Genomic DNA, 21184 nt, shown 5'->3' with positions numbered 1-21184 from the left:
CCATGCAATCTCTGGAAGCCATGTTCGCGGCCGACGTCAATTTTGTTGCGAACCATCCGAATATCCCGCGGCTGTTGCTCAACGCGCTGGGGCGAACGACGAAGTCTCCGTTGAAGCTGATGATGGCGACATTCATTCAACGGTACGAGCAGCGACTTTCCAGTGTAATCGCGGAAGCCCAGCAGTGCGGTGAAATCCGAGCCACGCTGGACAGGGAAACCGCCGCCCGCCTGTTTATTGCGACGATCCAGCATTTGGTGTTCAGGGCGCTAATCAGAGATGAGCTTGATGAAATCCGTGAGGCGGCGCCTGCAGCGTTCGCCTCGTATCGCGCCTGTGTGGAGACTACCCGGTGAAACTTCCCTCTATACAGCGTCGCACACTGATGCTCCTGGCAGTCTCAATCCCGATCGCCGCTACGTTCGGCTATGTCGTCCTGCGATCGGGGCCGCTGGCGCCGGTTGCCGTCATGACTGTAACCGCCGAAAACCGGGCAATTTCGCCTGCGCTCTTTGGTATCGGCACGGTCGAAGCTCGCTTTTCCTACAAGATCGGCCCCATCATCGCTGGCCGCATCGGTCAGATCCACGTCGATGTGGGGGAGAAGGTTCGAGCCGGGCAGGTCCTGGCGGAAATGGACCCTGTGGATCTCGACGAGCGCATCGCCGCTCTCGATGCCGCCATCCGCCGCGCCGAGGCATCGATAAAGGCAGCCGAAGCGCAAGTAGAAGATGCTTCGGTACGCAAGGATTACGCCGATACGCAGGAGAGGCGCTACGATGCACTTTGGAAGAGCCGTACCGTCAGTGAGGTCGCTGTCGAGACAAAACGGCAGGACAGTCAGGTAGCGCTCGCCGCTTTCTCGGCCGCCCAATCGAACCTCGTTGCTGCACAGCAGGATCTGCAGCGCAATCGCGCTGACCGTGACGGGTTGATCAAGCAACGGGAAAACCTGGTCCTGTGCGCACCGGTTGATGGCGTGATTGCTGCCCGCAATGCGGAGCCCGGAACGACCATGGTCGCCGGTCAGGCAGTTATCGAAATGATCGACCCGAAGAACCTGTGGGTCAATGCCCGGTTCGATCAGATCGCAGCAACCGGCCTGCGTAGAGACCTTCCGGCTCAGATCGCGTTACGGTCTCATAGCGGGGCGAGTATTCCCGGAAAAGTAACGCGCGTGGAGGTGCTCGCCGACGCAGTTACGGAAGAAAATCTGGCCAAGGTAGAGTTCGAAACCTTGCCCGAACCGTTGCCGCCAATCGGAGAACTGGCCGAAGTAACAATTGCCCTGCCTGAGCTTCCCGCGTTGCCTGTGATCCCGAACGCTGCCGTTCAAGCCGTCGATGGCAAAGCCGGTGTCTGGAAAATTGAGAACGGCAAGGTTCACTTTGTCCCCGTCCGGGTCGGAGCTTCCGATCTGGACGGAGATGTTCAGGTGATGGACGGCCTGCTGGCCGGTGATGAAATCGTCGTTCACAGCGCCTCGCGGCTGACGAGCACAAGCCGTATTCACATCACGGACAAATCCGCGGAGCTTTTCAAATGATCAGTCTTGCGGGTCGCGACATACTTCATTCATGGGGCAAGTTCGTCTTCACCGGAATCGGCCTTGGCCTGCTGATCGGTGTCACCTTCACCATGGCGGGCGTCTATCGGGGCATGGTCGACGACGGCAAGGTGCTGCTCGATAACAGCGGCGCCGACATGTGGGTCGTTCAGCAGAATACACTCGGCCCCTACGCCGAATCCTCGAGCATCAACGACGATATTTATCGGATGATCCTGACGACCCCAGGCGTCGAGCGGGTTGCCAACGTCACCTATCTGACGATGCAGGTCCGAAAAGGAAACACCGACGTTCGGGCGATGGTGGTCGGTATTGCGCCGGGAAATATTACAACTCCCGGCTGGCCGCCGTTTCTTGTCGCCGGGCGTCAGATCACGCGCGGTCACTATGAAGCCGTTGCGGATGCCGCGACCGGCTTTGCGCTCGGAGACACCATCGTCATCCGGCGCAACCATTACAAAGTCGTCGGCCTTACCCGACGAGCAGTATCGTCAAGTGGCGACCCGATGGTTTTCATTCCGCTGAAGGATGCCCAGGAAGCACAATTCGTCAAGGACAACGATTCCATTGTCCGCCAGCGCCGGCGCACCAGCGAGAACCCCGAGTTCAACCGGCCCGGGGTGCCAGGCTTGCTGGAAGCCGTGATCGCTTCGCAAAACAGCAACCCTTATGTGAATGCCGTTCTGGTGCGAATCAAACCTGGTTACGACCCCGGAAAGATTGCGACCGATATCGCAAGATGGAAGAGGCTGACGGTCTATACGCGCCCGCAGATGGAAGAAATCCTGATTGGCAAGCTGATTGCCACTTCGGCCAAGCAGATCGGCATGTTCCTCGCCATCCTGGCGATCGTCAGCGCCGCTATCGTTGCCTTCATTATCTACACGCTCACCATGGACAAGATCCGCGAGATCGCCGTGCTGAAACTGATCGGCACTCGCAATCGCACCATCGCATCCATGATCCTGCAGCAGGCCATCGTGCTCGGCCTGATCGGCTTCGTGGTCGGCAAGATCACGGCAACCTTTGCCGCACCTCTGTTCCCGAAGTTTGTTTTGCTTCTGTCCGAAGACACGATGATCGGACTCGTCGCCGTGATCATCATCTGCGCGCTCGCCAGCGTCGTCGCCATTCGTATGGCGCTCAAGATCGATCCCGCCGTGGCGATTGGTGGTTAAGATGAGTAGCAGCGGAATCCTCATCGAAGGTATCAGGAAACGGTATGGCAGTGGCGACACCGCGGTCGATGCGCTGAAAGATGTCAATATGCAGGTCGCCCCCGGCGAAGTGGTCGGCCTCGTTGGCCCCTCTGGCTCCGGCAAGAGCACCCTGCTCAAAGCCTTGGGCGCCGTCATCGACCCAACCGGCGGCCGTATGACCCTCGGCGACGAGGCGATCTATGACGATGGATGGAAGATCCGTGATCTTCGTGCGTTGAGGCGCGACAAGATCGGCTTCGTCTTCCAGGCGCCGTATCTCATCCCGTTTCTGGACGTGACCGACAACGTCGCGTTGCTGCCGATGCTGGCGGGTGTTCCCAATAATGATTCCCGGCGACGGGCACGCGATCTCCTGAAGGCCCTCGACGTCGAGCATCGCGCCGCGGCCATGCCCTCGCAGCTTTCCGGCGGAGAACAGCAGCGGGTCGCGATCGCGCGCGGGCTGGTTAACAGGCCGCCGGTCATCCTTGCCGACGAGCCGACCGCGCCCCTTGACAGCGTGCGTGCACTTGCCGTGATCCGTATCCTCAACGATATGGCCGTCAAATTTGGAACTGCCATTATCGTCGTCACGCACGATGAGAAGATCATCCCCACCTTCAAGCGCATTTACCACATCCGGGATGGCGTGACCCATGAAGAAGCAGGAGAGGGACGTGGCTTTGACTGACCAGACGACCAAACACCATTGCCGACATCTCTCCTTATCAGCAACGAGGACTCGCAAAGCCAGCGCTTCATCTTTTCGCAAGACGAGTTTTGCCATGCTCATGGCTGCCGCCGCGATACTATCGCCAGCAGGGGCTTCCGCGGAGACGATCACCGGCGCGCTTTCCAAGGCTTATCGCAACAACTCCCAGCTCAACTCGGCACGCGCCGGCGTCAGGGTTACTGACGAAGATGTCGCCATAGCAAAGTCTGGCTACCGCCCCACGATCACCGGAACGAGCAGCATCGACTACACCGAAATTAGGCGCAGCAACGATTCCACTCGTCTCACTTCCGGTAGCTTCGGCGTGCAAATCAACCAGACCTTGTTTGATGGCTTCCAGACCAGGAACAATGTTGCGGCGGCCGAAGCGCGTGTTCGCGCTTCGGTGGAAAGCTTGCGCAACACGGAGGAAAATATCCTTTTCAGTGGAGCTCAAGCCTACATGAATGTGATCCATGACCGACAGGTCATGGCGCTCACACAGCAAAATCTGGAATTCCTGAAAGAACAGGCTCGCTCGGCACGCGCCCGGAAGGAAGTTGGTGAAGCTACCGGGACTGATGTGGCGCAGGCTGATGCTGCGCGCTCAGGCGCCGAGGGACAACTCAGCGCTGCACGTGCTCATTCTCTCGCCAGCGCCGCCGCCTATCGTCAGGTGATCGGTGAAGAGCCGGGGACATTGAAAGCAGCGTCACCTCTGTCAAAGCTGTTGCCGCCCAATCTGGACGCAGCTGTCGTCATCGCCACCAAGGAACATCCGGCTATCCTTGCCACCACTCATCTGGTCGATGCCGCTGCCTCTAGCGTGAAGTCAGCAGAAGGCACGTTGTTGCCGTCGGTCACGGCCTCAGCTGGTGTTTCGCGCAGCTATCTCAACACATCGCCGACCGACCTAAACTATTCGGACGGCTACTCAAACTCGGCCAATATCGGCGTTACCCTCTCGATCCCGATCTATCAAGGTGGCCGGGCTTCGGCACAAGTACGGAAATCGAAGGAATCTCTTGGGCAGGCGCGAATTGAGGTCGATGTCAGCCGCGACCAGGTGCGCCAGGCCATAACTGCCGCCTGGACTTCCTATGCTGCGGCCAAGGAAGGCGTGATCGCCAATCGCGCTTTGGTCGATGCCGCACAATTGGCACTGGCTGGTGTCATCGAAGAGCGCAATGTCGGCCAGCGCACCACCCTGGATGTTCTCAATGCGCAAGCCGATGTCATCAATGCCAGGATCGATATTGCCGGTGCTGAACGCGACCTTGTGCTGGCGAGCTATGCAATCCTGCAAGCGATGGGTCGCCTCTCGATAGAGCGGCTCGGCCTGCATGTGACCAGATACGAACCCAAAGACCATTACGACGCCGTCAAGGACAAATGGTATGGCCTGCGCGCTCCCGATCGGTAGCGCACACCAAGCCCCTATCCCGATTCAAACCTCAGGAGCAGATGAATGGAGAAGCCAGAAAAAAATCAGCGTGGAGACAGGCAAGAGAGAAAATTCTTGTTGTCGCTGTCATTCGTTGCGTTTGCCGCCGCCGCGATAGTGTCAGCGACGCCGTCTCCGGGCAAGGCAGACGATGCGTCTGCGATCCACAAGGTCACAGATGGACGCCCATGGAAAATTACCATGGAGAATGGTCGCGTCGGAACCCTCGTGCTTTTCCAGAACGGCACCGGCAAGATGACCGGCGGACCCATGGATTTGTCCCCGAAATGGAAACCGACCGCAGACGGGTTGTGTCTCAAGCCAGGAGCGCTGCTTCCCGAACGATGCGTGAAACTGGTCCGAGCCGGAAATGGCTATCTCGGCATGAACGGCGACAAACAGGCCTTCAAACTGGAGCGATAATGCGCACCTTTTTGAGATGAGATCGGGAGGAGAAATCAGGATGTCGGTCTGGGTGTCAAAGCCAGCCATCAAAGTGCTTGGCGGGATAGCAATCCTGTTCGGGACCGTAACGCTTATTTCCGGGGGAAGTGCGCTTTTTGTATTGCATGAGATCGCAGAGCCCGCAGCAAAGATCGTACCGTTCGTATTGTATTTCAACTTTGCGGCGGGCTTCGCTTATATCGTTACGGGGGCGGGATTGATTACGCTCCGCCCATGGTCGACGGCATTTGCTGCGGCTATTGCGTTAGCGACCAGTGTCGTCTTTGCCGGTCTTGGCGCCTGGATATTAGCGGGGAATGCCTACGAGGTACGGACCATCGTTGCTATGAGCCTGCGAGCGGCATTCTGGTGGAGCGTCAGCGCCGTTTCCATCGTTGGAAGCCGCTCACGAGCAGCGCCGCAAACGGAACGCAATGGTCTGTCGTCCGGTCGTTCCAGTCATAGTGACCAGCCTGATATTCGCCAGGCCAACGACAATCAGACTGCTGATGAATAGTCTCTTTAAGTTCGCCACGACCGCAGCGTTGCGGTGGACGATTGGGCTCGCCGTAGCCGTTGGACTGTCGGCCTGCGCATCACGGCCCGGGACCGAAACTTTGATCGTCAGGCCGGAGCCTTCGAAGCCATATCAGGCGATTACAGTCATTACGGCGACCGATCGCCAACGAGATCCCGCTGGTATTGGATACACTGCTGCAAGATCATCGCAATTGCAGTTTGAACGCTTCACAGTCGCCGTGCCGGCCAGCCATAAAAACCCAGGCGAGGCTCGGTCGCAAATGCAGACGGATCCCCTGAAAAAATACACCGTCCTGGGACGCCAGGATATTACCTTCAAAGATATCAATGCAGACAAAGATATACTTATCTATGTTCATGGGTACAATTATAGTTTTCAGGAATCATTGTTTCAGGCTGCAAAAGTTGCGTCGGACGGAAAATTATCGGAAATGCCGATCCTTTTCAGTTGGCCATCGGAAGGATCGGTCACAGGATACGTTGCGGACAAGGACGCAGCTACGTATGCGCGCGACGATCTTGTAAAACTGCTTCGCGACCTCAAGAAGCCTCGGGCAAAAAGTCGTGTGACGCTGTTTGGGCACAGTATGGGTGCGTGGCTTGTTGTCGAGGCGCTTCGGCAGCTCAGGATTTCAGGACAAGAAGACGTCCTTCAGCGAATAGACCAGGTGGTTCTGGCCGCTCCGGATATCGACGTCGATCTTTTCAAGCGGCAGGTTGATACGATTGGGCCATTGGCCCGTCCGATGATCGTGCTCAGTTCCACAGATGATCGTGCACTTGCAATCTCGGGTCGCATCGGCGGCTCTCGCACACGGCTAGGGTCTATCGATAAGGAGAGCGTAGACATCCAGGAATTGCTGACTAGCAAGAAAATTGAGATCGTTGATCTGTCTAATTATGGATCTCCTGACAAGACAAAGCATAATAGATTCTCGATTCTAATAAATCTTATATCAGCAATCAATAATGATAAAATGAAATTTATTAGAGATATATATTCTACATAGTTGTGAAAATAAATATATAGTATATAATTCGATGATAAATCGAATTAATCATCTTTTATAGAAATTTTCTTTCGAATTGTACTTAAGCTCGCCGGAGGTGCTCCGCCACTGTGACAAACGAACGCGAACTGTCAGAGCGAATAAGTAGCGAGAAGCACCGGTCTGGATCGGAAAGATCATCCCTACCACTGTGGGAGCGCCCGGTGCGCTGGCCGGCGCAGGGGCTCCCTTTCGACATGCGGGCGCTGCGCTATGTGCTGGCGGCAGCCGAGCAGATGAGCTTTTCAGGTGCGGCTAGGGCGCTTGGCATGAAGGTGTCCAGCGTCAGCCGCCGTGTGCGCGACTTCGAGAACGACCTCGGCATTTCCCTATTCGAGCGCACGACGTCGGGCGTCCGGCTCACCGATGCCGGATGCAAATTCCTTGATGAGATTATTCCGGTCCTTCAAATGGCAGAAGTGATTCTGCAGCGCGCTGGCGCGGCCGGCCGAGCCGAGGAGGGCATGGTTAGGGTCGGCATCATCACCACACTCGGCGGCGGCTTCCTGCGCGAACTGATCACGGCCTATCGGCAATGCTATCCAGGCGTACATCTCGGCATTGTGGATGGCGGTCGTCGCAATCATCTACGCGCGATCCGTTCGCGCCAGCTCGACATCGCCTTCTTCACTGGCAACGCGCCGCTTGCGGGCTGCGATGTCGAGGAGTTCTGGCGCGAGCGCGTGCATGTCGCAATGGCCGTTCACCATCCACTGGCGAGCAGTGATGTGCTGGATTGGCCTCAACTGCGCGATGAATACTTCATCGTCTCGACCATGGAGCCGGGGCCGGAAGTGCATGACTATATTGTGAGGCGCGTCGCTGACTATAGCGCCTATCCGGAAGTGTCCTACCGGCCAGTGAATGCGGAGACGTTGATGCACATGGTCGCTATCGGTGAAGGAATCACGCTGGTTTCGGAGGGCTGGACCAATATGACGTATCCCGATCTTGCGCTGCGTCCACTGACGGCGCATGAAGACATCGTGCCGTTCAGCGCCGTATGGTTGCCTTCAAGCGACAATCCGGCGCTACGCCGCTTCCTGAGTTTCGCGCGAGAGCTTGCGTCTCGGCGGCTCAATCACCGCGATCAATGATCGGTCGAGGGCGCGTTCGGCTTGATGGCCCCGGCCGTCGTGGTCCTGCCGGCGAGTCTGGCCTTGCGGCTGCGCCAGCCGCGGTCGGATCGCAGGAAGGCTTCCAGCATGTGCGGGATCAGCGTGGCGGAATCGACCTCGCCATACTGGCGGCCGTATTCGGCGGCGTAGAGGTCGAGTTCTTCCTTCAGCGGTTCCGGCATCGGGACCGTCATTCGCACGATGCCGAGCCTGGGCAGCGGGCCGAGCTTGAGGTTGGCCATCAATGCGCTCCATAGGGTTCGAGGACCAGATCGCGGGCCACGATGACCCTGACGGGAAATCCGGGCCGGATCGTCAGGGTCGGCGCGACCTGCAACTGGCGCTGCACGATCAGCTGACCGGCCTGGTTCACGGTGTCCTGCGCGCCGTCGCGGATGGCACGGACTAGGCGGTCCTCGTCGCTGGTCGCAAGCTCGGCGCTGACGGCGAGCAGCGTCGACAGGCCCGCTGCCTTCATCAGATCCCACCAATGGTAGTCAACGCCGTCTTCGAGACCGGCATAGCCTGAGACGTCGGCGCCGCGCTGGCGCTCGAGAACGATCGAGCGCCCATTGGGGAGAATGAGGCGGTTCCACACGAGGAGCACGCGCCTTTGCCCGAAGGTCACGCCAGCATCGTATTCGCCGATGAGCCGGCTTCCCTGCGGGATGAGCAGGAGCGCGCCGGTCGGGCTATCATAGACATGCTGCGTCACCTGGGCGGTGATCTGTCCCGGCAAATCCGAACGGATGCCGGTGATCAGCGCCGCCGGGATCACCGCGCCAGCCTGGAGGACGAAGGGCGAGGCCGGCGCCATGACGCGATCCGGGGCGACGGTGCGGCGGTCGACCTCGGCGTTGAGGAAGGCAAGGTGGCGATCCTGCGTCGCAGCGCCCGCCAGCCCGGTGAGGCCGGGAACGGAGGGGATCGAGGGCGAGGCAGCGGTCTGGCCCGCCCTGATCTGGAAAAACAACTCGCTGATTCGAGCGGCTTCAAGCTCGGCGAGCCGGCGCTGTTCTTCGGGATCGGCGGCTGGGACAGGCATGGGGGTCGCCGGGATCGCCTGACCTTCCTCGCGCGCCTTGAGCACCGGCCCACCGAGATCGCCTGGCAGCGGCGGACCGAGGACCGGCACGTCGCCATAGCTGCCGGGCAGACCCTGCAAGCCGTCAGCGGTCTGGCGGCGGTCGGTGGAGATCAGTTCTTCGGGCTGGCCGCCGCGATCGACGTCCTGAAGCGCGTAGATCAGCGCGCCGCCGATGCCGATGCCGACCACCATGCCCGCGCCCATCAAGACCTTGCGCGAGATGCGCGTCACGCGCGGCGCCTCGGCGCGCAGCCGCATCGAGCCGTCCGTGTCATCGGCCGCCCCTGCTGGCTCCACACCTTCCTCTTTCCGGTCGTCATTCTGGCTCATGACGGCGCTCCTCCCTTGGCGGTGTTTTGTCCGGAGACCGCGGCCGCCGTCTGGCCCGGCTGGACACGGACGATCCGGACGGTCTGCTGCTTGTTGCTGGAGCCCAGCCGCAGTTCGGCCGCACCGAAGAGGCGATCCACGATGAGCACGTTCTGATAAATGCGGCTGTTGACGATCTCGGTTTCCCCGCCCGAACCGATGACGAATAGGGGCGGCATCTCGCCTTGCACGATCCCGCGCGGGAACACGATGTAGACGCGGCGGCCGTCGTCGAAGGCGGTCAACGGCTTCCAGGGCGGGTTGTCGCCGGAAAGTCCGTAGCGGTAGTTCCGCGCGGATTCGGCAGGGATGATCGGCGCGGCGGGCGCGGTCACGCGGTGCGACACCGGCGGCGCGGGATAAGCCCAGGCGACGGCCGGCATCCACGTTTCGTCGCGGGCGCGTAGCTCGATCAGATAGGTGCGCCTGTCCGTGGTGATGACGAGATTGGTGACGATGCCGGCGCGGGTCGGCTTGACCAGCACATGAACGCGGCGGGTGGTTCCCGAGCCGCTTTCGGTATCGCCGATTATCCAGCGCGTCGTGTCGCCTGCCGCGACCGGCCCCGCGCCGGTCAGGCTTTCGCCGGGTTCGAGCGCGATCGTGGTGATCTGCCCCACGGCGGCATAGACCTGAAACAGCGCGCCCTCGGACCAGGGATAGATCTGGATCGCATTGTAGTAGCCTTCGCGCCGAGGCTCGACGCGCGCGGCGGCGTTCGCATTGACGACGCGGCCTTCCGGCGTGATCGCGGCCGTGCCGCCGCGCGCCACCGTCCAAGCTGGCGGCGTGTGCAGAGGAGGGGGCTTATCGTCGGTCGCGGCCGCGCGCACGACGGGCAGCGGCGGCACACTGTCGTCGTAAGCGAATTGTGGCGTGCGGTTGGTCGCGCAGCCGCCAAGCACGGTTGCGGAAAGCAGGAACGCCGCCAATGTGGATTTACAGAAAGCCGGATGTGCGGCTTTGACTGGATTGCGGATCATTGACTCAACTCCCGCGACCACGAGATCGCGTTGACAAAAATTCCAAGGGGATTGGCGCGCAGGCGCTCGGCCGTGCGCGGCTGCTGAAGGACGATGGTGAGAATCGCGGTCCAGCGTTCGGTGCGGGAGAGCTGGCCGTTCTCGTAGTGCTGTTCCGTCCACGCGACCCGGAAGCTGTCCGGCGAAGCGCGCATCACGCTGGAGACCTCGACCGAGACTTGCTGGCGGCCGACGCGCGTAAAGGGATCGTTCGCGCGCGCAAACTCATTGAGCGCGACCGCGCCCCGGTCGGTGGTGAAATCGTAGGCGCGCAGCCATGCCTGGCGCAGAACGATGGGATCGGAGGGCAGGCCGCGCACTTGTTCGATGAACCGGGCGAGATGCCAGGCGATCTGTGGGTCGGTCGGCCGATAGTCGGCCATGGCCGACTCGACGGTGCGGGCATCGCCGTGGCGGTCGATCTCGACCACCCACGGAACGACGGTGCCGCGTGCTGACTGCCAGACCAGCGCCGAGGCGAAGCCGGCCGAAAGGATCAGGCAGCCGAACGCCATATAGCGCCAGTTGCGGGCCTGCACGCGGGCCGAGCCGATGCGCTCGTCCCAGACCTGTGCGGCTTTTTGGTAGGGTGTGACGGGTTCCGGCGTCTTGCCGTAGTGGGTCGTTGGACGTTTGAAGATATTCATGAGCGGTTGCTTTCGGAGAGGTTGATGGATGCGCCGCCGCCATGGCTGTCACCGGAGCGGACTGCATGGGCGGCGGCTCTGGCGCCGTGGCTCAGGGCCTGACCGCGCATGCGCTGCGCCCAGGCCGGCGGGGCAGCGGTGGAAGGAGAGCTCGCCGGGGCTGGCGCAGCGGCGCCGCCGATCGTTCCCATGGACGAGGTGCCGCCGGTCGTCTCGAAGCCACCCTTGAGGCCATCGGTGTGGCTGGATTTGAGGCTGTCGGCGGCGCGGGAGACGGCGCGTTTCAGGGGGGAAACGGCGGCGGCCCCACCGGCGCGGGCGACGCCCTCGAGACCAGCGGCAACGCCGGATACGCCGGACTCGCCCATGGCGGCGAGCGTGTAGGCCGAGGATGCCGCGCCGGCGGCCGATGCGCCGCCGCGAGCCAGGGCAGCTCCACCCGAAAGAGCAGCCCCGCCGCCGCGCGCTGCCAGCATGGCCGCGCCTCCGGTCGCGATTGCAGCGCCGCCAACGGCAAGGCCGGTCCCGACCGCCGCGCCGGCGCTGAGCTGCGGCCCGCCGGAAACGAGGCCCGTCGCAATTCCCGGCCCGAAGATGCCGAGGCCGAGAAGGGAAAGGGCGGCAAGCACGATAGCCATCGCATCGTCTATCGTCGGGGTCGCGCCGCCGAAGCCGGCGGTGAACTGGCCGAACAAGGTCGAGCCGATCCCGATAATGACGGCCAGGACGAGGACTTTGATGCCCGAGGAAATGACGTTCCCGAGGACACGTTCGGCCATGAACGCCGACTTGCCCCAGAGGCCGAACGGGATGAGCACGAAGCCCGCCAACGTCGAGAGTTTGAACTCGATCAATGTGACAAATAACTGGATCGCCAAAATGAAGAAGGCGAGGATGACCAAGGCCCAGGCGAAGAACAGGCAAAGGATCTGGACGAGGTTTTCAAAGACCGCGATCCAGCCCATCAGGTCGGAGATGGATTCGAGCAGCGGCCGCCCGGCATCGAGGCCGATCTGGGCGACGCGACCGGGGCGCAGAAGATCGGCGGTCGTGAATCCCGTTCCGGAAGCCAGGAGGCCAAGGCCGGCGAAACTGTCGAAGATAATCTTCGCCAAGGCGTTCCAATTGGAAATCAGATAGGCGAACACCCCGACAAAGATGGTCTTCTTGACCAGGCGCGCGATGATGTCCTCGTCGGGAGCCCATGCCCAGAACAGGGCGGCCAGCACGACGTCGATCACGATCAACGTGGTGGCAATGAAGGTAACTTCGCCGCCGAGCAGGCCGAAGCCGGAGTCGATGTAGCTGGTGAATGTCCCGAGGAAGCTGTCGATTACGCCGGTGCCGCCCATGGTTCACCACCCTTCGTGATCTGCGGGCGCCTCCGGCGCGGACGAGCGGCCAAGGAAGCGGTCGCGGGTCTGCGACCACACGCGCAGGCACACCCCGTCATTGGCAGCGGCTTCACCCAACTCCTGGCAACGGCGTTGCTCAAGGTGAAGCGGATCGGTCGACGGCTGAAGCACCGGAGCGGTCGGCGCTGGCCCGGCGTCTTCCTCGCGGGTCATTTCGATGATCGTCGCCGCGATGGCCACGACGACGAATATGATGGCCGCAAGCCGGGCCAGCATCTTGCCATCCATGATGTCCCCCTTTCAGGCCCGTCAGCGGTTGAACATCTGCACATTGCCGGGCTGGTAGCCCGACCCCGGCGCGAGGAACCGTTCGCGCTGGATGCGACCCTGTTCGGCCGCCGTGGCACGCTCGGCTTGCGAAAGGGCATCCGCCCTTCCATTGGCCGAGATTACGGCGATGAGATCGGAGAGCTGCTGGCTTTGCAGGGCGAGAAGCTGGTTACCGGCCTGGGTTGCCTGAAGAGCACCGCTCGCGCCTTGGCTCTGGCCGACAAGTTCGGACATCTGGGAGCGGTTGGTGTCGATGTTGCCGACTACGCCGGCCTGAACGCGCATCGCGTCCTGCAATCCGCCTACGGTCGTTTCCCACCGGCCGCGGGCATCGGTGATCAACTGATCGTCGGTCACCGTGAGGGAGAGCTTACCGTAGTCCTGCTGAAACATGCGGTCGATCGACTGCACATCGAAGGCGATGTTCTGGGCTTCGGAGAGAAGCTGCTGCGTGCGCTGCACGTTCTGCTGAAGCGCCTGAAGTGAGCTGAACGGCAGGCTCGCCAGGTTCTTCGCCTGATTGATGAGCATGGTCGCTTCGTTCTGAAGCGACGTGATTTGATGATTGATCTGCTCCAGCGTCCGCGCCGCGGTCAGCAGGTTCTCGGCGTGGTTGGTCGGGTCGTAGACGATCCGACCGAAGCCGAATAAGGCATGGGCCGGCGTAGTGAAAACCGGCGAAAGCGCCAGCGGCGCGGCGAGCGTCAGCGCAAGCAGCGAAGCGCCGGCGATGCGGGGAAAGCGGTAACGGGTCATGGGATGATCTCCTCTGGATCGAGTTGGACGGGTTCGGTGATGTCGGTGGGCGGGAGCGGCTGTTGCGGCTCCAGCGCGACGGCGATGTTGGTGAGGTTGGGTATGAGGTCGGCGGCCCATTCGACGCCGCGCACCCGGAGCCATGCAGCCAGGAATCCGGCCCGGCCGTGTTCGGCGAGGATGTCGGCGATCAGCGCCTGGTCGGACTTGGCGGAGGCCGCGCAAAGGGCAAGACCGACCTCGGACATGCCCAGCTCGAAGAGGCGGTCGCCTTTTCTGGATTGGCAGTAGTAGTCGCGTTTCGGGGTGGCCCGAGCGAGTATTTCGATCTGCCTGTCATTCAGCCCGAAGCGCCGGTAAATGGCGGTGATCTGCGGCTCGACCGCGCGGTCGTTGGGCAGGAGCAGCCGCGTCGGGCAGCTTTCAATGATGGCCGGCGCGATCGTGCTCTTTTCGAGCTGCGCGAGCGATTGCGTGGCGAAGACGACGGATGCGTTCTTCTTGCGCAGCGTGACCAGCCATTCGGCCAGTTGTTTGGAGAAGGCGGGATCGCCGAGCGCCAGCCAGCCCTCGTCGATGATGATCATGGTCGGGCTTCCATCGAGCCGGTCGGCGATCCGGTGGAAGAGATAGCTAAGGACCGCCGGCGCGGCGCCGGTGTCGAGAAGCCCCTCGGTCTCGAAGGCGACGACGGAAGCGTCGCCAAGGCTCTCCGCCTCTGCGTCGAGCAGCCGGCCATAGGGACCGCCGACGCAATAGGGCTGGATGGCGAGCTTCAGATCGTTGGACTGAAGCAGCACCGAAAGGCCGGTGATGGTGCGCTCATCGATCGGCGCCGAGGCGAGCGAGGAGAGCGCTGTCCAGATGTGCTCCTTGGCTTCCGGCGTGATCGTGATGCCTTCCCGCGTGAGGATGGCGACGATCCAGTCAGCGGCCCAGGCGCGGTCCTGCGTCTGCTGGATACGAGCCAGCGGTTGCAGTGAGACCGAAACCTCGGAACTTTCGGTCAGCCGGCCGCCCAGATCATGCCAATCCCCACCCATCGCCAGCGTGGCGGTGCGGATCGAGCCGCCGAAGTCGAAGGCGAAGATCTGGCTGCGCGGATAGCGGCGGAACTGCAAGGCCATGAGGGCGAGCAGCACGCTCTTGCCCGAGCCGGTCGGGCCGACCACAAGCGTGTGGCCGACATCGCCGACATGAAGGGCGACACGGAACGGGGTCGATCCTTCGGTCCTGCCATACAGCAGCGGGGGTGCGCCGAAGTGATCGTCCCGTTCCGGTCCGGCCCACACGGCGGACGAAGGGACCGCATGGGCAAGGTTGAGCGTTGAGATCGGGGGCTGACGGACATTGGCATAGGCGTGGCCTGGCAGGGAGCCGAGCCAGCCATCGACTGCATTGACGGTCTCGACCATGACGGTGAAGTCGCGGGATTGGATGACCTTCTCGACCAGCCGCAGTTTTTCGTCGGCGCGGCGGGCATCCTCGTCCCAGACGGTGACGGTCGCCGTGACATAGGCGATGCCGGCTATGTCCGCGCCGAGTTCCTGTAGGGCCATGTCGGCATCGGCGGCCTTGTTGGCAGCATCGGTATCGACGAGCGCCGATTGCTCATTGGTGACGATCTCTTTGAGAATAGCGGCGATGGACTTGCGCTTCGCAAACCATTGCCGCCTGATCCGGGTCAGCAGCCTGGTCGCATCGGTCTTGTCCATCAGGATCGCGCGGGTCGACCAGCGATAGGGGAAGGCCAGTCGGTTGAGATCGTCGAGCAGGCCGGGGGTCGTGACGCTTGGGAAGCCGGTGATGGTTAGGATGCGCAGATGCGCGGAACCCAGGCGCGGTTCGAGCCCACCCGTCAGCGCTTCGTCGGCCAGAAGTGCGTCCAGATAGACCGGCGTTTCCGGCACACGGACACGGTGACGCTTTGTCGAAACGGTGGAGTGGAGGTAGGTCAGCGTCTCGCTGTCGGACAACCAGCGGCACTCGGGCATGAACCCTTCCAGAAGGGCGATCACGCGGTCGGTACGGTCGATGAAGCCCCGCACCAGTTCCCAAGGATTGACCCCCGTGGTCTCGCGGCCCTCGTAGAGCCAGCTTTCGGCGCGCGCGGCGTCCTCGGCCGGGGGAAGCCAGAGGAAGGTGAGGTAATAATCCGAGACGAAGTGGCTACCTTCCTCCTCGAAATCGGCCTTGCGCTCGGCGTCGACCAGCGCGGACGCTGGATCGGGAAAGACATCGTTCGGATAGGTAGCGGCCTCCTTGCGCTGCGCTTCCACGAAAATGCACCAGCCGGAGCCGAGGCGGCGGAAAGCGTTGTTCAGCCGGTTGGCGACGCCGACCAACTCGGCCGCGACGGCGGAGTCGAGGTCCGGCCCGCGGAACTTGGCGGTTCGCTGGAAACTACCATCCTTGTTCAGCACCACGCCTTCGCCGACGAGTGCCACCCAGGGCAGGAAATCGGCAAGGCGCGTGGCGGTGCGGCGGTATTCGGCGAGGTTTATCATCAAGGCCGCCTTACACCGACAGATAGCCAGGGACGCGCAGATGCCGGCGCACCACCTCGGCGAAAAGGGGATCGCGCTTTGCCGCCCATACGGCGGCCAGATGGCCGACGGCCCAGATCACGATGCCGGCGAGCCAAAGCTGGAGGCCAAGGCCGACGGCCCCCGCCAATGTCCCGTTGAGGATCGCCACGGAACGTGGCGCACCGCCGAGGAGGATAGGTTCGCTCAGGGCGCGGTGAACCGGGACAGCGAACCCCGGCACGGTGTCGAGTTGTTCGAGGACGGCAGCCATCAGATCAACGCCCCGCCGCCGAACGAGAAAAAGGACAGAAAGAAGGAACTGGCCGCAAACGCGATCGATATCCCGAAAACGATCTGGATCAATTTGCGAAAGCCGCCGCCCGTATCACCGAAGGCGAGCGTCAACCCGGTGACGATGATGATGATGACGGCAACGATCTTGGCGACCGGGCCTTCGACGGATTCGAGGATTTTCTGCAATGGCGCTTCCCAGGGCATGGAAGAGCCCGAGGCGAGAGCCGGTGAGGTCAGAAGTGCCGCCCAGGTGAAGGCGGTGGCGGTAGCGATGGAACGGCGGAAGCGGAAGGCGCGACGGATCATGCGGTGTCTCCTGGGTGGTTTGTCGAAATGAGGTCTGGAAAGGCGGGGGAGAGCCGGTAGTCACCGTCCGGGCCGAGGCCCTCGACGCGATCCAACTCGGAAAGACGTCGGGCGACGCCCCGGCCGGAAAGCACGGCAACGAGGTCAATCGTCTCGGCGATCATCGCGCGAGGCACGGTCACGACGGCTTCCTGAATGAGCTGTTCGAGGCGGCGCAGCGCACCGATGCCGGAGCCCGCGTGGATCGTGCCGATGCCGCCTGGGTGGCCCGTTCCCCAGGCTTTGAGGAGATCGAGCGCCTCGGCGCCGCGAACCTCGCCGATGGGGATTCGATCGGGGCGCAGGCGCAGCGAGGACCGGACTAGATCGGAAAGCGAAGCCACCCCGTCCTTGGTGCGCATGGCGACCAGATTCGGGGCCGCGCATTGCAGCTCTCGGGTGTCTTCAATGATGACGACGCGATCCTGCGTCTTGGCGACCTCGGCCAGAAGCGCATTGGTCAAGGTGGTTTTGCCCGTCGACGTGCCGCCCGCCACGAGGATATTGGCGCGTGCGGCGACGGCCTGGCGCAGCGCGGCGGCCTGCGCGTCGGACATGACGCCGGCGACGACGTAATCGTCGAGCGTGAACACTGCGACCGCCGGCTTGCGGATGGCGAAGGTTGGCGCGGCGACGACGGGCGGAAGCAGGCCCTCGAAGCGTTCGCCGGTTTCGGGCAACTCGGCCGAGACACGCGGGGAGCGGGCATGCACCTCGGCCCCGACATGATGGGCGACCAGCCGGATGATACGCTCGCCGTCTTCCTGGGTCAGCCGTTCACCGGTGTCGGACAGGCCCTCGGCGAGACGGTCCACCCAGATGCGCCCATCCGGGTTCAGCATCACCTCGACGATGGACTTGTCGAGTAGGAGGTTCGAGATGGCAGGCCCGAGCGCGGTGCGGAGCATGCGCGCGCCGCGTTCGTAGGTTGCCTGTTTCCGGTTGTGGCCTGCCATCTCGTCCCCTTTCCGGGGAGGAGGGCGAAGGCGGTCCCCGGATGGGGATAACTAAAAGGACGGCAAAGCGGACCGATTCAACAAGTTTCGGTCGTAGTAGTAGTGCAGCGAAGTAATACAGGAGAACGGCGGATTCGCGCGGCGGCTAAGATGCTTGATCGGGTCAGTATCGGCGAATCAGTTCCCGGGTTCAGGGCAGTTTCGGATATCAACGACCTCCCAGGCTCCCGCGAAGCTGCATCGGTAACGGATCAGGCTGCGGACCAGTCCTCGATCTGCAATCCGGCTACCCGCGAAAACTCGCCTGTGTTGTTGGTGACGAGGATGTGGCCCCGTGCCTTGGCCTGGCCGGCGATCAATGTATCGTATGGGCCGATCGGCGTGCCACGCCGTTTCAACTCGGCCCGGATCTCACCGGCGACGCGCGCATCCTCACGATCGAAGTCGAGGATGGCGAGGTCGGCAAACAGGAGCCTGAGCGTTTCGAGGTTGAACGCGACCTTCTCGCTCTTATAGGCGCCGAAATAGAGTTCGTGCGCGACCACGGACGAACCGGCGAGCGAACCTGGCTCGCTCGCCTCGATCCTGCGCAGCAACGCATCGGAGCGTCGCGTCAGCAGCGAGATCACGGCATTGGTGTCGAGGAGGTGGAGGGTCACTGGAACGCCTTGTCCAGTTCGGGCCTCTCCTGGTCCTCGGGCTGATCGCGCCCCTCGGCCATGAAGTCGTCGCTGAAGCCACGCTCGACGGCGGCGTGCAGCGACGCCCAGCGCCGGGTCGCGTCGGGTTTCGGGCGCAGGATCACGGCGTCACCCTCCCGCGAAACCTCCACCTCATCGACATCGAAGCGGAAATCCTTCGGCAAGCGGACGGCCTGCGAGTTACCGGACTGGAATATCTTGGCGATATGGGGCATGGCGACCTCCTGTATATACGTTGAAGTATATACGCGAGAGGCGCGGGTTCCGCAAGGTCGGTCAGCCATCGGCGTCATCCTTGCCTGACGGAACGTCGTCGGGGATCTCGCTGAGGAAGCTGTTGCCCTGCTGGAGCCGCAGGCCGAGCGTCTGAACGAAGCCGTCGAACCGCTTGAGGCCTCTGGTCTGGGCGACCGCGTTCTCCTCGGGCGGAAGCTGCGGGGTGACGGTCAGCCAGTGCCGGATAAACAGCGCCAGCGTGTCGGCTGTCAGCCGCACATCGCGTTCCAGCCGGGCCGTCTGGCGCGACAGGCGATCGAGCCGGCGGGTAAAGGCGGCTTCGCGCGTGTCGAGGGCGTCGGGCGACAGGAATGAGGCGATGGCCGCTTCGGCGACGGCCGAGCGCGACAGCTTGCGACGGTCGGCAAGATCGTTGAGCCGGGCGAGCAGGTCGGAAGGAAGGGTCAGGCATAGGCGTTCGCGCAAGGTCGTTCCTCACATATCAATCGTGTCGTTCGGGTCCATGGAAACCTGGCGCGCGAGGCCGCGCATTTGGCGGCGCATGGCCTGGCGCTGCCGGACGATGTCCTCCTGATCGTCGCCGAGCAGGTGCCGAAACTCATTCTCGGGCTCCGGCTCGTTCTTCTCGTGGACGATCTCCACATGGTCGGGCAGCTCCGGTTCTCGGCGAAGGCTCGAATTGGCCTTGTCCTCGTCGTCCTTGCTGGTGGGATCGGTCGCCGCTGCCAGTGCCGTATCGGGTTTCAGGGGTTTGAGCGCTGACCAGCCGTCCGGCCGCGCGCTGACGGCAATCTCGTTCGGATCGGGCGGTGGCAGGATGCGTTCCATGAGGCGCGGGTCGGTGTAGTAGCGCGCTTTCTTCGCCCGGATCGGCGGCGTTCCCGCGACCAGGACGATCTCGTCGTCCGGTGGAAGCTGCATGATCTCGCCGGGGGTGAGGAGCTGGCGGGCGGTCTCGGAACGTGACACCATGATGTGGCCGAGCCACGGCGCCAGGCGACTGCCGGCGAAGTTCTGCATCGCCTTCATTTCGGTCGCCGTGCCGAGGGCGTCCGATACTCTTTTTGCGGTCCTCTCGTCATTGGTCGCAAAGCTGACCCTGACATGGCAATTGTCGAGGATCGCGTTATTCGCCCCGTAGGCTTTCTCAATCTGGTTCAAGCTCTGCGCGATGAGAAAGCTCTTGATCCCGTAGCCGGCGAGGAAGGCCAGCGACGACTCGAAGAAGTCGAGCCTGCCGAGTGCAGGAAATTCATCGAGCAGCATCAGGACGCGATGCCGCCGGTCTTTGGCATGGAGGTCTTCCGTCAGCCGACGGCCGATCTGATTCAGCACGAGGCGGATAAGGGGTTTGGTGCGCGAGATGTCCGAGGGCGGAACGACCAGAAACAGTGTCGAGGGTTTCGGGTCGGCGATCAAATCGGCGATGCGCCAGTCGCAGCGCGAGGTCACGGTCGCGACCACCGGGTCGCGGTAGAGCCCCAGAAAGCTCATGGCGGTCGATAGCACGCCGGAGCGTTCATTGTCCGATTTGTTGAGCAGTTCCCGCGCAGTCGACGCGACCACCGGATGCGGCCCCGCCTCGCCGAGATGACTGGTGGCCATCATCGCATCCAAGGTGGCTTCGATCGTGCGGCGCGGATCTGAGAGGAAGGCAGCGACACCGGCAAGCGTCTTGTCGGGCTCGGCGTAAAGTACATGCAGGATGGCACCGACCAGGAGCGAGTGAGACGTCTTCTCCCAATGGTTCCGCTTTTCCAGGCTGCCTTCGGGGTCGACCAGCACGTCGGCGACGTTCTGCACGTCGCGCACTTCCCATTCGCCCCGGCGTACCTCGAGCAAGGGATTGTAGGCGGCCGACGCGGCATTGGTCGGGTCGAACAGGAGGACACGGCCATGTTTCGCCCGGAAGCCGGCGGTGAGCTGCCAGTTCTCCCCTTTAATATCGTGGACGATTGCCGAGCCCGGCCAAGTCAGCAGACTCGGTACGACCAGCCCGACGCCCTTACCAGAGCGCGTCGGAGCAAAGCATAGAATATGCTCAGGACCGTCGTGCCGCAGATAGTCGCGCTCGTAGCGGCCGAGGATCACGCCGTCCAGCCCGAGCAGGCCGGTGCGCTCGATATCCGCGCGCTCGGCCCATCGCGCGGAGCCATAGGTGTCGATGTCGGATGCCTCGCGGGCGCGCATCACCGACATGGTGATGGCGACGGCGATGGCGATGAAGCCGCCGGACGCCGCCACAATGCCGCCCTCGGCGAAGATGCGCGGGGCATAGGCATCGTAGAAATACCACCACCAGAACAGCGCCGGCGGATAATAGACCGGCCAGCCGGCGATCTCGAACCATGCCGGCCCGAGCTGCGGCTGGAAGCCGAGCCGGAAGGCGACCCATTGCGTGCCGCCCCAGATCGAGGCCAGCACGATCAGAAAGACGATGCTGATCTGACCCCAGAGGATTTTGGTGCCGGACATGGGAGGTTC

The 21184-nt window shown here is 62.5% G+C and carries 24 protein-coding genes; 9 read left to right on the top strand and 15 right to left on the bottom strand.

The features are described from left to right. Nucleotides 1–2 precede the first annotated feature (2 nt). The 9 genes from MKS82_RS10765 to MKS82_RS10725 all read left to right on the top strand — a co-directional run bounded on the left by MKS82_RS10765 (nucleotide 3) and on the right by MKS82_RS10725 (nucleotide 8052). Nucleotides 3–356: a TetR family transcriptional regulator C-terminal domain-containing protein gene (locus MKS82_RS10765; protein ID WP_240578810.1), complete on the top strand. Its 354-nt coding sequence runs from the start codon at nucleotides 3–5 to the stop codon at nucleotides 354–356. Further along, nucleotides 353–1546, top strand: a complete 1194-nt coding sequence (locus MKS82_RS10760; RefSeq protein ID WP_240578809.1) for an efflux RND transporter periplasmic adaptor subunit — start codon at nucleotides 353–355, stop codon at nucleotides 1544–1546. The genes MKS82_RS10765 and MKS82_RS10760 overlap by 4 nt, the downstream gene beginning before the upstream one ends. After that, entirely contained in the window at nucleotides 1543–2745 is a 1203-nt protein-coding gene (locus MKS82_RS10755) for an ABC transporter permease (protein ID WP_240578808.1), read from the top strand. The genes MKS82_RS10760 and MKS82_RS10755 overlap by 4 nt, the downstream gene beginning before the upstream one ends. Before the next feature lies 1 nt (nucleotide 2746). Further along, on the top strand, nucleotides 2747–3457 hold the full coding sequence (locus MKS82_RS10750; protein WP_240578807.1) for an ABC transporter ATP-binding protein: 711 nt from the start codon (nucleotides 2747–2749) through the stop codon (nucleotides 3455–3457). A gap of 94 nt (nucleotides 3458–3551) precedes the next feature. Then, nucleotides 3552–4901 (top strand): TolC family outer membrane protein, encoded by a 1350-nt coding sequence (locus tag MKS82_RS10745; protein ID WP_240578806.1) that lies wholly within the window; start codon nucleotides 3552–3554, stop codon nucleotides 4899–4901. A 45-nt stretch (nucleotides 4902–4946) separates the two neighbouring features. Beyond that, nucleotides 4947–5345, top strand: coding sequence for a hypothetical protein (locus MKS82_RS10740; RefSeq protein WP_240578805.1), 399 nt, complete (start codon nucleotides 4947–4949; stop codon nucleotides 5343–5345). Nucleotides 5346–5385: 40 nt separating this feature from the next. Next, on the top strand, nucleotides 5386–5883 hold the full coding sequence (locus MKS82_RS10735; protein WP_240578804.1) for a hypothetical protein: 498 nt from the start codon (nucleotides 5386–5388) through the stop codon (nucleotides 5881–5883). Then, on the top strand, nucleotides 5876–6916 hold the full coding sequence (locus MKS82_RS10730; RefSeq protein ID WP_240578803.1) for an alpha/beta fold hydrolase: 1041 nt from the start codon (nucleotides 5876–5878) through the stop codon (nucleotides 6914–6916). Before MKS82_RS10735 ends, MKS82_RS10730 begins: the two co-directional genes overlap by 8 nt. A gap of 203 nt (nucleotides 6917–7119) precedes the next feature. Beyond that, the gene (locus MKS82_RS10725) at nucleotides 7120–8052 is read left to right on the top strand and encodes a LysR family transcriptional regulator (RefSeq protein WP_240578802.1); all 933 of its coding nucleotides are present in this window, start codon (nucleotides 7120–7122) and stop codon (nucleotides 8050–8052) included. Here MKS82_RS10725 and MKS82_RS10720 read toward each other — a convergent pair. From MKS82_RS10720 to MKS82_RS10650, 15 genes are all read right to left on the bottom strand, one after another. Beyond that, nucleotides 8046–8315: a DUF2274 domain-containing protein gene (locus tag MKS82_RS10720; protein ID WP_240578801.1), complete on the bottom strand. Its 270-nt coding sequence runs from the start codon at nucleotides 8313–8315 to the stop codon at nucleotides 8046–8048. The two genes, MKS82_RS10725 and MKS82_RS10720, sit on opposite strands and share 7 nt — an antisense overlap. Continuing rightward, the gene (locus tag MKS82_RS10715; protein ID WP_445558074.1) at nucleotides 8315–9490 is read right to left on the bottom strand and encodes a TrbI/VirB10 family protein; all 1176 of its coding nucleotides are present in this window, start codon (nucleotides 9488–9490) and stop codon (nucleotides 8315–8317) included. The genes MKS82_RS10720 and MKS82_RS10715 overlap by 1 nt, the downstream gene beginning before the upstream one ends. Then, nucleotides 9487–10512, bottom strand: a complete 1026-nt coding sequence (gene trbG, locus MKS82_RS10710; RefSeq protein ID WP_240578800.1) for a P-type conjugative transfer protein TrbG — start codon at nucleotides 10510–10512, stop codon at nucleotides 9487–9489. The genes MKS82_RS10715 and trbG overlap by 4 nt, the downstream gene beginning before the upstream one ends. After that, nucleotides 10509–11198, bottom strand: coding sequence for a conjugal transfer protein TrbF (trbF, locus tag MKS82_RS10705; protein ID WP_240578799.1), 690 nt, complete (start codon nucleotides 11196–11198; stop codon nucleotides 10509–10511). Before trbF ends, trbG begins: the two co-directional genes overlap by 4 nt. Beyond that, the gene (gene trbL / locus MKS82_RS10700; protein WP_240578798.1) at nucleotides 11195–12550 is read right to left on the bottom strand and encodes a P-type conjugative transfer protein TrbL; all 1356 of its coding nucleotides are present in this window, start codon (nucleotides 12548–12550) and stop codon (nucleotides 11195–11197) included. Before trbL ends, trbF begins: the two co-directional genes overlap by 4 nt. 3 nt (nucleotides 12551–12553) lie before the next feature. After that, complete coding sequence (gene trbK-alt / locus MKS82_RS10695) at nucleotides 12554–12841, bottom strand: putative entry exclusion protein TrbK-alt (protein ID WP_240578797.1); 288 nt, start codon at nucleotides 12839–12841, stop codon at nucleotides 12554–12556. A 21-nt stretch (nucleotides 12842–12862) separates the two neighbouring features. Next, nucleotides 12863–13639, bottom strand: coding sequence for a P-type conjugative transfer protein TrbJ (gene trbJ, locus MKS82_RS10690; protein ID WP_240578796.1), 777 nt, complete (start codon nucleotides 13637–13639; stop codon nucleotides 12863–12865). Beyond that, the gene (gene trbE, locus MKS82_RS10685) at nucleotides 13636–16146 is read right to left on the bottom strand and encodes a conjugal transfer protein TrbE (RefSeq protein WP_240578795.1); all 2511 of its coding nucleotides are present in this window, start codon (nucleotides 16144–16146) and stop codon (nucleotides 13636–13638) included. Before trbE ends, trbJ begins: the two co-directional genes overlap by 4 nt. Before the next feature lie 10 nt (nucleotides 16147–16156). Further along, on the bottom strand, nucleotides 16157–16438 hold the full coding sequence (locus MKS82_RS10680; protein ID WP_240578794.1) for a VirB3 family type IV secretion system protein: 282 nt from the start codon (nucleotides 16436–16438) through the stop codon (nucleotides 16157–16159). Then, on the bottom strand, nucleotides 16438–16767 hold the full coding sequence (locus tag MKS82_RS10675) for a TrbC/VirB2 family protein (RefSeq protein ID WP_240578793.1): 330 nt from the start codon (nucleotides 16765–16767) through the stop codon (nucleotides 16438–16440). Before MKS82_RS10675 ends, MKS82_RS10680 begins: the two co-directional genes overlap by 1 nt. Beyond that, entirely contained in the window at nucleotides 16764–17762 is a 999-nt protein-coding gene (gene trbB, locus MKS82_RS10670; protein WP_240578792.1) for a P-type conjugative transfer ATPase TrbB, read from the bottom strand. The genes MKS82_RS10675 and trbB overlap by 4 nt, the downstream gene beginning before the upstream one ends. A gap of 251 nt (nucleotides 17763–18013) precedes the next feature. Next, complete coding sequence (locus MKS82_RS10665) at nucleotides 18014–18421, bottom strand: type II toxin-antitoxin system VapC family toxin (protein ID WP_240578791.1); 408 nt, start codon at nucleotides 18419–18421, stop codon at nucleotides 18014–18016. Then, complete coding sequence (locus MKS82_RS10660) at nucleotides 18418–18678, bottom strand: antitoxin (RefSeq protein ID WP_240578790.1); 261 nt, start codon at nucleotides 18676–18678, stop codon at nucleotides 18418–18420. The genes MKS82_RS10665 and MKS82_RS10660 overlap by 4 nt, the downstream gene beginning before the upstream one ends. A gap of 61 nt (nucleotides 18679–18739) precedes the next feature. Further along, nucleotides 18740–19165, bottom strand: coding sequence for a ribbon-helix-helix protein, CopG family (locus MKS82_RS10655; protein ID WP_240578789.1), 426 nt, complete (start codon nucleotides 19163–19165; stop codon nucleotides 18740–18742). Between the two features lie 9 nt (nucleotides 19166–19174). Next, a complete protein-coding gene (locus tag MKS82_RS10650) occupies nucleotides 19175–21175 on the bottom strand; it encodes a conjugal transfer protein TraG (RefSeq protein ID WP_240578788.1) in 2001 nt (666 codons plus the stop codon). Between the last annotated feature and the right edge of the window lie 9 nt (nucleotides 21176–21184).

This window comes from Ochrobactrum sp. A-1 (assembly GCF_022488005.1).
Lineage (GTDB): Bacteria > Pseudomonadota > Alphaproteobacteria > Rhizobiales > Rhizobiaceae > Brucella.
This window is presented reverse-complemented; position numbering and strand designations above follow the sequence as displayed.